The organism is Halopseudomonas sp., assembly GCF_038130085.1.
In the GTDB taxonomy this organism is placed as follows: domain Bacteria; phylum Pseudomonadota; class Gammaproteobacteria; order Pseudomonadales; family Pseudomonadaceae; genus Halopseudomonas.
The window spans coordinates 56,096-65,165 of record NZ_JAYPMU010000018.1 but is presented as its reverse complement, the minus strand read 5'-3'; the positions used below and the strand labels follow the sequence as shown (position 1 = coordinate 65,165).

At 57.9% G+C, this 9,070-nt stretch carries 8 protein-coding genes; 5 read left to right on the top strand and 3 right to left on the bottom strand.

Annotated features, from left to right (window positions below; all coding sequences use genetic code 11):
* Positions 1 to 532 (bottom strand): MoxR family ATPase (locus tag AAFM31_RS13515; RefSeq protein WP_341708453.1); only part of this gene is annotated, 532 nt, incomplete at its 3' end.
* A gap of 272 nt (positions 533 to 804) precedes the next feature.
* On the opposite strand from AAFM31_RS13515, the gene cysK reads away from it, so the two are divergent.
* From cysK to AAFM31_RS13495, 4 genes are all read left to right on the top strand, one after another.
* A complete protein-coding gene (cysK, locus tag AAFM31_RS13510) occupies positions 805 to 1,779 on the top strand; it encodes a cysteine synthase A (protein ID WP_341708452.1) in 975 nt (324 codons plus the stop codon).
* A 114-nt stretch (positions 1,780 to 1,893) separates the two neighbouring features.
* A complete protein-coding gene (gene aceK / locus AAFM31_RS13505; protein ID WP_341708451.1) occupies positions 1,894 to 3,609 on the top strand; it encodes a bifunctional isocitrate dehydrogenase kinase/phosphatase in 1,716 nt (571 codons plus the stop codon).
* Positions 3,610 to 3,892: 283 nt separating this feature from the next.
* Positions 3,893 to 4,099: a cold-shock protein gene (locus tag AAFM31_RS13500; RefSeq protein ID WP_083727464.1), complete on the top strand. Its 207-nt coding sequence runs from the start codon at positions 3,893 to 3,895 to the stop codon at positions 4,097 to 4,099.
* 237 nt (positions 4,100 to 4,336) lie between these two features.
* Complete coding sequence (locus tag AAFM31_RS13495) at positions 4,337 to 4,918, top strand: TetR/AcrR family transcriptional regulator (RefSeq protein WP_341708450.1); 582 nt, start codon at positions 4,337 to 4,339, stop codon at positions 4,916 to 4,918.
* Positions 4,919 to 4,928: 10 nt separating this feature from the next.
* Here the strand turns inward: AAFM31_RS13495 and AAFM31_RS13490 are convergent, their stop codons facing one another.
* A complete protein-coding gene (locus AAFM31_RS13490; RefSeq protein ID WP_341708449.1) occupies positions 4,929 to 5,315 on the bottom strand; it encodes an MFS transporter in 387 nt (128 codons plus the stop codon).
* 54 nt (positions 5,316 to 5,369) lie between these two features.
* Here AAFM31_RS13490 and AAFM31_RS13485 point away from each other — a divergent pair, with 54 nt between their 5' ends.
* Positions 5,370 to 7,517 (top strand): S9 family peptidase, encoded by a 2,148-nt coding sequence (locus AAFM31_RS13485; RefSeq protein ID WP_341708448.1) that lies wholly within the window; start codon positions 5,370 to 5,372, stop codon positions 7,515 to 7,517.
* Here the strand turns inward: AAFM31_RS13485 and putP are convergent.
* On the bottom strand, positions 7,456 to 8,931 hold the full coding sequence (gene putP / locus AAFM31_RS13480) for a sodium/proline symporter PutP (RefSeq protein WP_341708447.1): 1,476 nt from the start codon (positions 8,929 to 8,931) through the stop codon (positions 7,456 to 7,458). The genes AAFM31_RS13485 and putP overlap by 62 nt on opposite strands.
* Positions 8,932 to 9,070: the final 139 nt, after the last annotated feature.

Sequence of the window (9,070 nt, the reverse complement as noted above, 5' to 3'; positions counted from 1 at the left end):
CGATGTAGTGGAAGAAGCAGCGGCGCAGGAAGGCGTCCGGCAGCTCCTTCTCGTTGTTCGAGGTGATGATGATGATCGGGCGCTGCTTGGCCTTGATGGTCTGGTTGGTCTCGTAAACGTAGAACTCCATCTTGTCGAGTTCCTGCAGCAGGTCGTTCGGGAACTCGATGTCGGCCTTGTCGATTTCATCAATCAGCAGGATGGCGCGCTCTTCAGATTCGAACGCCTCCCACAGCTTGCCTTTCTTGATGTAGTTGGCAACGTCGTGCACCTTGTCGACGCCCAGCTGAGAGTCACGCAGACGGCTAACCGCATCGTACTCGTACAGACCCTGATGCGCCTTGGTGGTGGACTTGATGTGCCAGGTAATCAGCTTGGCGCCCATGGACTCGGCCAGTTGCTCGGCCAGCATGGTTTTACCCGTGCCCGGCTCGCCCTTGATCAGCAGTGGGCGTTCCAGGGTAATGGCAGCATTGACCGCCAGTTTGAGGTCGTCGGTTGCGACGTAGGACTGAGTACCTTCGAACTTCATCTGAGTGTTCCTTGGGCCGGAGCCCGGTGTAATAAAGACCAGGCATTGCACGAAAAATGGATCAAGCACTATAGCTTGCGACGATTTTCACTGTAAACGCGACAGGGCACAACCAAAGGCTGGCTGATACCCCCTCATTATTAGCAACGAGATTTGCGCTCCCGAGGCACCCAACAGCACCGCGCATCGCATTGACGGGCGCCGGCGCCGGGCATAGGCTGATTGGCCTGATTACCCCCTGCCCTGCAGCACTTACAACAAGGAGTCGTGCCATGAGCCGCATCTTCGCAGACAACTCCCAGGCCATCGGCAACACGCCGTTGGTTCGTATCAATCGTCTCGGCCCGAAGGGCGTGACCATTCTGGCCAAGATCGAAGGCCGCAACCCTGCCTATTCGGTCAAGTGTCGTATCGGCGCGAGCATGATCTGGGATGCCGAATCCAGCGGCCGCCTGAAACCGGGCATGACCATTGTCGAGCCGACCTCCGGCAACACCGGCATCGGCCTGGCATTTGTCGCCGCCGCACGCGGCTACAAGCTGGTACTGACCATGCCAGCGTCGATGAGCCTCGAACGCCGTAAGGTGCTGAAGGCGCTGGGCGCAGAGCTGGTGCTGACTGACCCTGCCAAGGGCATGAAGGGGGCCATTGAAAAAGCCCAGGAGCTGGCGACACAGAACCCGGAGCAGTACATCCTGCTGCAACAGTTCGAGAATCCAGCCAATCCGGCTATTCACGAGAAGACCACCGGCCCGGAAATCTGGAAAGACACCGATGGCAGTATCGACGTGCTGGTAGCAGGTGTCGGCACGGGCGGCACCATCACCGGCATCTCCCGCCACATCAAACTGACCTGCGGCAAGAAGATCACCTCGATCGCAGTAGAGCCTTCCAGCTCACCGGTGATCACCCAAACCCTGCAGGGTGATGAAGTCAAACCCAGCCCCCACAAGATTCAGGGCATCGGCGCAGGATTTGTGCCGTCGAACCTCGATCTGGGCATGGTCGACCGTGTAGAGCAGGTCACTGACGATGAAGCCAAGGAGATGGCTCTGCGCCTGATGCGCGAAGAAGGCATTCTGGTGGGCATCTCTTGCGGTGCAGCCATGGCTGCGGCCGCCCGGGTCGCCGAGGAGCCGGGCATGCAAGGCAAGACCATCGTTGTGATCCTGCCGGACTCCGGTGAGCGCTATCTGTCGACCATGCTGTTTACCGACCTGTTCACCGATCAGGAAATCGTGCAGTAACCAACGCCTCCGCCGCACCCTGGTCCGGTGCGGCGGATCGCAGCACACCCTTCCCCACGCTGTCATGACTGGCTATGCTGCGAGCATTCGCTCCCCATCCCGCAGGCGCTATTCATGTCCCAGGCTTCCGACCAGATTGCTCAGCAGATTCTTTCCGGCTTTGACCGCTACCGTCGTATTTTTCGAGACCTGACCTCCGGCGCACGCGCCCGCTTCGAACAGACACGCTGGAATGACATCCAGGAAGCGTCCACCCTGCGCATCAACGCCTATGAAGAGCAGGTGCAGGAAACCGCCGAGCAACTCGCCAATTCAACACTTGGTGAACAGGTTCGCGACGTTACCGCCTGGCCGGCCATTCGTCAGTCCTATATCACCTTGATCGACCAGCGCTTTGACGATGAGCTGGCCGAAACCTGGTTCAACTCGGTGTTCTGCAGCCTCCACCAGCACGATCAGATCAGCGACGAGACCATGTTTGTGCACAGCACACGCCCAGCCACTCGTCCGCCATCACGTATTTCGATGACCCGCGGCTTTATCTCGGAAGGATCGCTGCAAGGCCTGGCGCATCAGATTCTCAGCGAATACAGCTTTGACGTACCGTGGGAAGACATGACGCGCGACGTCGAAATGATCGTCAGCGAATTGCAGCAAGGCCTACCCGACTGGGCGCAAATGGATCGTGGCCTGACCGCTGAGATGGTGCAAAGCGTGTTTTATCGCAATAAAGGCGCCTATCTGGTCGGTCGCCTGATTAGCCAGCAGGAGCAATGGCCCTTTGTGCTGCCGCTGGTAAACCGCGAACACCGGGGTGTCAGCGTCGACACGGTGATCACCGACGAATCCGATGTGTCGATCATCTTCTCCTTCACCCGCTCCTATTTCATGGTCGAGAGCGCAGTACCCAGCGAGCTGATTGCCTTCATCAAGCGCCTGCTGCCCGGCAAACACCTGGCCGAGCTGTATACCGCTATCGGCTTCTACAAACAGGGGAAGTCCGAGTTCTACCGGTCCCTGATCGCTCACCTGACCCATTCGGACGACCGCTTCATCATGGCGCCAGGTGTGCGCGGCATGGTGATGAGTGTGTTTACCCTGCCCGGCTTCAACACCGTATTCAAAATCATCAAGGACCGCTTCGCCCCGTCCAAGAACATCGATCGCGCCACCGTGATCGAAAAGTACCGACTGGTGAAGCGCCACGACCGTGTCGGCCGGATGGCCGACACCCAGGAGTTCGCCGATTTCCGCTTCCCGCGCGATCGCTTTGACCCCGAGTGCCTCCAGGAGCTGCTGGAGGTCGCGCCGTCCACCGTGATTGAGGAAGGCGACACCATTCTCATTCGTCACTGCTGGACCGAACGACGGATGACCCCGCTCAACATCTATCTGGAAAATGCCAGTGAACAGCAAACCTATGACGCGCTGCTGGACTACGGCAAAGCAATCAAGGAACTGGCCGCTGCCAATATTTTCCCGGGCGACATGTTATTGAAAAATTTCGGTGTTACCCGCCACGGCCGCGTGGTCTTTTATGATTACGATGAAATCAGCTATCTCACGGAAGTTAACTTTAGGGTAATCCCTGAAGCGCTTTATCCAGAGCAGGAGATGGCATCCGAACCCTGGTATTCGGTATCACCGACTGACGTGTTCCCAGAAGAGTTCCCAGTCTTCCTTTTCGCCGACATGAATCAGCGCAGGCAGTTCTCGCGACTGCACGGCGACCTGTTTGAAGCCAGCTATTGGCAAGGCCTGCAGGAGCAGATCAGGGCTGGCCAGGTGCTTGACGTCTACCCTTATCGAAGGGCGGCCACGGGCGCATAAAACGGGCATTTTTCGGGCATTGAAAAAAAATCTTGAAAGACGTGCCATTTCCTGAATCTGTCGTATACTCAATTTCGTTTATTCGCTCCTTGATGGGGTCTGGTTGAGCTCTTGACTTGTCCCACTGAAAGGCGCAGAGTGAGCGCGTAGGTTTTCAAGAGATAGAGTTGTAGGCTGCAAGCGCACTTTTCAGTACGTAAGTTTGTCATTCTCGTGATCTTTGATTCCCACGCTTTAATTGAGTGCAAACTCAAGTATTTCAATTTGATAGGAATTAGCTGAAATGGCAACTGGTACAGTTAAGTGGTTCAACGACACTAAAGGTTTTGGTTTCATCACTCCGGATGGCGGTGGAGACGACCTGTTCGCTCACTTCTCCGAGATCAAGGTTCAGGGCTTCAAGTCCCTGGCTGAGAACCAGAAAGTGTCTTTTGACGTGACCACTGGTCCGAAAGGCAAGCAGGCTGCAAACATTCAGATCATCGGCTAATCCGATAACTGAATAGAAAAACCCGGCTCAGGCCGGGTTTTTTGTTGCCTGTAGAACCCTAAAAACTGCTCGCCTCAACCGCCCTGAGCGCGTACCCTATGCGGCATACAATGCCATCCGACACCCCTGCTCCTGCCTGGGGTAACCCGCGGATGCGCCGAATCGAAAAGCCTCGTTTTACCCTCGCCCGACGCGCAGTCGGCCGCGAGCAGGAACGCAATTAACAGGGGGTTACCAGTGGAAACCACGGTCAGCAGTCAAAACCCGGATGCACTTAAAGTCATCATCTTTCGCGCAGCAGAAGCCATCGTCAGTGAACTCGGCGCATCACAGCTGACATTTGCCAGTCTGAGCGAGCGCAGCAAGATCGATGAAGCCACTCTGCAGCAGATGTTCCCGGACCGCGAAGCACTGCTGAGCGCGATGATCGAATACCGCCTGGAGCGCTTCCGCGTTCGCTGGGGCGCTTACGAAAGCGTACTGCCCGACGAACCTATGCGCGAACTCAAAGCGCTGCTGCTCAGCAACATGAGCGAGTCAAGCGAAGAGAAGAACCTGGACTCGGCCATCTTCGCTGCAGCTGCCAGCAACCCCGCGCTGCTGCAGACCAGTTCAGATAACATTCAGGGGCTGTTCGATATCCTCGAAAAGTCTCCGCTCGGCCTTGCCCAAGCAGCGATCCTGTTCTTCTCGGTACGTGGTTATCGCCTGTTCGAGCAACTGAACATGTGCCCAATGACTGACGCTCAGCGCACCGAGTTTCAGGAACAAATCATGCGCCTTGCACGCATGATGTACGAAGCCAAAACCGGCGAGTAAACACTCCCCCTCAGGCGTCAGCGGCGGCTGGCGCCTCTTCCTTCGGGTGACGCCGACGCCACCAACGCTGGAGCGCCATACGGACTAATGCCAGTGGCACGTAGACAGCGAACGCCAGGGACATGACCAAACTCAGCTCACCAAGCACACGAGCCTGGTTTTCCCCGGTAGACAGGAAGGTATCAAGCAGGTAGATCAGCGTAGCGGGCGCCATCCAGCTGTTGTCAGCTTCTACAGCGATCGGCGTAAACAGCAGTACCGCCATTGCCAGGCAAAGTGGCTCGCGAATAAACCACCACCGGGTCAGCGCGGTCAGTTTCCACCAGACCAGCCAACAGCCCGCAGCGGTCGCAAGGTAAATCCACCAGACTGTCTGATATTCTGCTTCGTTGAACATTGCCTGCTATCCGTCCGATCAAATCAACCGCGCCATCATAACGGTTTTTAACCCATGAGTCCTGAACACAACCAACCCCACGCACACCAGGAACCAGGCAACGACCCCTACCGCTGGTTAGAGCAGCGTGACGCCCCTGATGTAATCGACTATCTGCAAGCAGAGAATGCCTACACAGAAGCCTGGATGGAGCCGCATGCCGATTTGCGCGAACAACTATTCCAGGAAATCCGCGGCCGCATAAGAGAAACCGACCTCGGCTTACCGAGCCCCAAAGGCGCATGGCTCTATTACCAACGCACCGAAGCCGGAGCAGAGTATCCGCGTTACTACCGCTGCCGCCGCCCGGCAAACGAAAGCCTGAACATCAACACCGGCACCGAACAATTGCTGCTGGACCTGAATCAGCTGGCCGAAAACGAAGACTTTCTGGACCTGGGCGACTTCAGCGTCAGCCCCGACCAGAACTGGCTCGCCTATAGCCTGGATACCCAGGGCAACGAGGTCTACCAGCTGTTCGTTCGCTCGCTGGTGAGTGACGAGCAATACGAACTGCCATTGGCGCAGGCCAGCGGCAGCCTTTGCTGGGCCAACGATAACCAGACTCTGTTTGCGATCAGTCTGGATGACAGCTCGCGTCCAGCCCACCTGTGGCGTCTCCGTCGAGACCAGGACCCTGTAAAAGTATTTGACGAGCAGGACGCACTTTTCTATCTGTCGGTTTACCGCTCCAGTTCGGATCGCTACATCTGCGTCTCCAGCAATAGCAAGAACACCAGCGAGTGTCACTTTCTGCCGGCAGGCGAACCGACAACAGTGCTGCGCTGCCTGGCGCCCCGCCGCAGCGGCCACGAATACGACGCAGATCACGGCGAGCAGGGATTCGTCGTCCGCAGCAATCGCGCAGGAGAGAATTTCGGTCTATACCTGTGCGACCCTGCCACGCCCGGCGAGCAATATTGGCAGCCACTACGCGCTGCTGACCCAGAGCGCACGCTTGAGGACGTCGACGTCCAGCGCAACGCGCTGATTCTGCAATACCGCTGCGCAGGCCTGACCCAGCTGGAGGTCCTGCCGGAAGGCGCGGAATCCTATCAGGTACAAATGCCTGACGCGGTTTACAGCCTGCACGTACAGTCCGGCGAGGAATATCACAGCCCGCAGGTTCGCCTGCGCTACGAGTCACTCAACCGCCCTGCCGAAGTTCGCGCCCTGGTCCTCGCCACCGGCGAACAGCGTGTACTCAAACAAACTCCGGTCGAAGGCCCGTTTAATCCCGAGGACTACCGAGTTGAGCGCCTGTGGGCAATCGCTGATGACGGTGCGCGCATCCCGATCAGCCTGATCGAGCGTCAGGATGCGGGCGACAGTAGTCCGCTCTATCTGTATGGCTACGGCGCCTACGGCGCATCGATGGACCCTTGGTTCTCCCATGCCCGCCTGTCGCTGCTGGAGCGCGGATGGCGCTTCGCAATCGCACACGTTCGCGGCGGCGCGGAAATGGGCGAGCACTGGTATCAACAAGGCAAGCTGGAACACAAGACCAATACCTTCAGCGACTTCATCCAGTGCGCCGAACACCTGATCGAGCTCGGCAAAACCTCGCCCGATCACTTGGTCATCACCGGCGGCAGCGCAGGCGGCCTGCTGATTGGTAACGTGATCAATCAGCGCCCCGACCTGTTTCATGCGGCAGTGGCAGACGTACCCTTTGTCGACGTCTGGAACACCATGAACAATCCGGATCTGCCACTGACTATCGGCGAATATGAAGAGTGGGGAGACCCGAACGAGCCCGAGGTTGCGCAACGGATCAAAGGCTATGCGCCCTATGAAAATGTGCGAGAACAGCCCTACCCTGCCCTGTTCGTAACGGCAGGCTATCACGACGTCCGAGTCCAGTACTGGGAGGCGGCAAAATGGGTCGCACGGCTACGCGCTACTCGCAAGAACCTTGCGCCACTATTGCTGCGCACGCAAATGAGCGCAGGCCACGGGGGTGCCAGCGGCCGCTACCAGGCCATGCGCGAAATTGCTGAGGAATTTACCTTCCTGCTCAGCGTCTGCGACTCCTTAGCTTTTCGCAGACATAAAAAAACCGCCGAGCCCGCAAGGGCCGGCGGTTTTTTCGTTCAAACGATCAGAAGCGCGAGGCCATGTCGTCGAACTGTTCGGTTACCTTACCTTCCGGGGCCGGGGTAATCAGCGTCACCACGACAATCGCGATGGTTGCCAGGATGAAACCCGGGATGATCTCGTAGAGACCAACGCTATCGATCTGCTTCCAGACCACCACGGTCACACCACCAACGATGATGCCGGCCAGCGCGCCAAAGCGGTTCATCCGACGCCAGAACAGCGACAGGATAATCGCCGGACCGAAGGCAGCGCCAAAGCCGGCCCATGCGTAGGATACGAGCCCCAGTACGGTGCTCTCCGGGTTGAAGGCAAACACCAGAGCCAGTGCCGCGATACCGATCACCGCCGCACGACCAACCCACACCAGCTCCTGCTGGGATGCATCGCGACGGAACAGCGCCTTGTAGAAGTCCTCTGCAAGCGCAGATGAAGACACCAGCAGCTGAGAATCGGCGGTAGACATGATCGCCGCCAGCACGGCAGCCAGCAGAATACCGGCAACCAGCGGATGCATCAGCGCCTGAACCAGTGCGAGGAACACGGTCTCGGCATCAGCCAGACCGGCCTCACCAAAGTAGCCAATCCCGATCCAACCGATAACCAGGGACGCCAACAGGCAGACACCAGTCCACAGCACGGCAATGCGGCGGGCTGTCGGCAGGGCAGCATCACTTTCGATTGCCTTGAAGCGCGCCAGAATGTGCGGCTGACCGAAATAGCCGAGACCCCAACCCAGCAGCGAGATAATGGCAATGAAGCCCAGAGGCTCGCCTTCAACATTGGTCCACAGATTGAGCAGCTCCGGGTTGCGCGCCTCCATTGCACCATGCACGGCATCCCAACCACCTACGACGTTGAGCGCCATAACCGGCACGATTACCAGCGCGGCGGCCATCAACAGGCCTTGAATCACGTCTGTCCAGGACACCGCCAGGAAGCCACCAAAGAAGGTGTACGAGATGATCGCCAGAGTACCGACCACCACTGCCACCTCATAACCGAAACCAAAGGTGCTCTCGAACAGCTTGCCTGCCGCAACCAGACCGGAGCTGGTATAGAACAGGAAGAACAGCAGAATGAAGATTGCGGAAATCACGCGCAACATGCGGCTGTTGTCTGCAAAGCGGTTCTCGAAGTACGCGGGCAAGGTCAGCGAGTCGCTGGCCAGATGCGAGTAAACGCGCAGACGACGCGCAACAATCAGCCAGTTTCCCCAAGTGCCGAGTAGCAGGCCGATCGCAATCCAGGAGGCCTCATAGCCCGCCGAAAGTGCGTAACCGGGCAGCCCCAGCAACAACCAGCCGCTCATGTCCGACGCGCCAGCAGACAGCGCTGCGGTACCCGGACCGAGTGAGCGCCCACCGAGGATGTAGTCCGACAGGTTAGTGGTGCGCTTGTAGGCGATATAGCCCAACGCGAGCATCACCCCGATGTACACAATAAACGTCGCTGTAACGACTGCAGTATTACCTTCCATTTTTATTCTCTCTCTTAGAGATGCTTGAATCGGTCTCGCCGGCGGACTGCACACCCGCCGGCGCCATGACGGTCAATGTCGTCAGCGTGAGCCGCCCGCGCATCCATGGTTGCTGAACTGTCCTTGCTGCTCATTCATC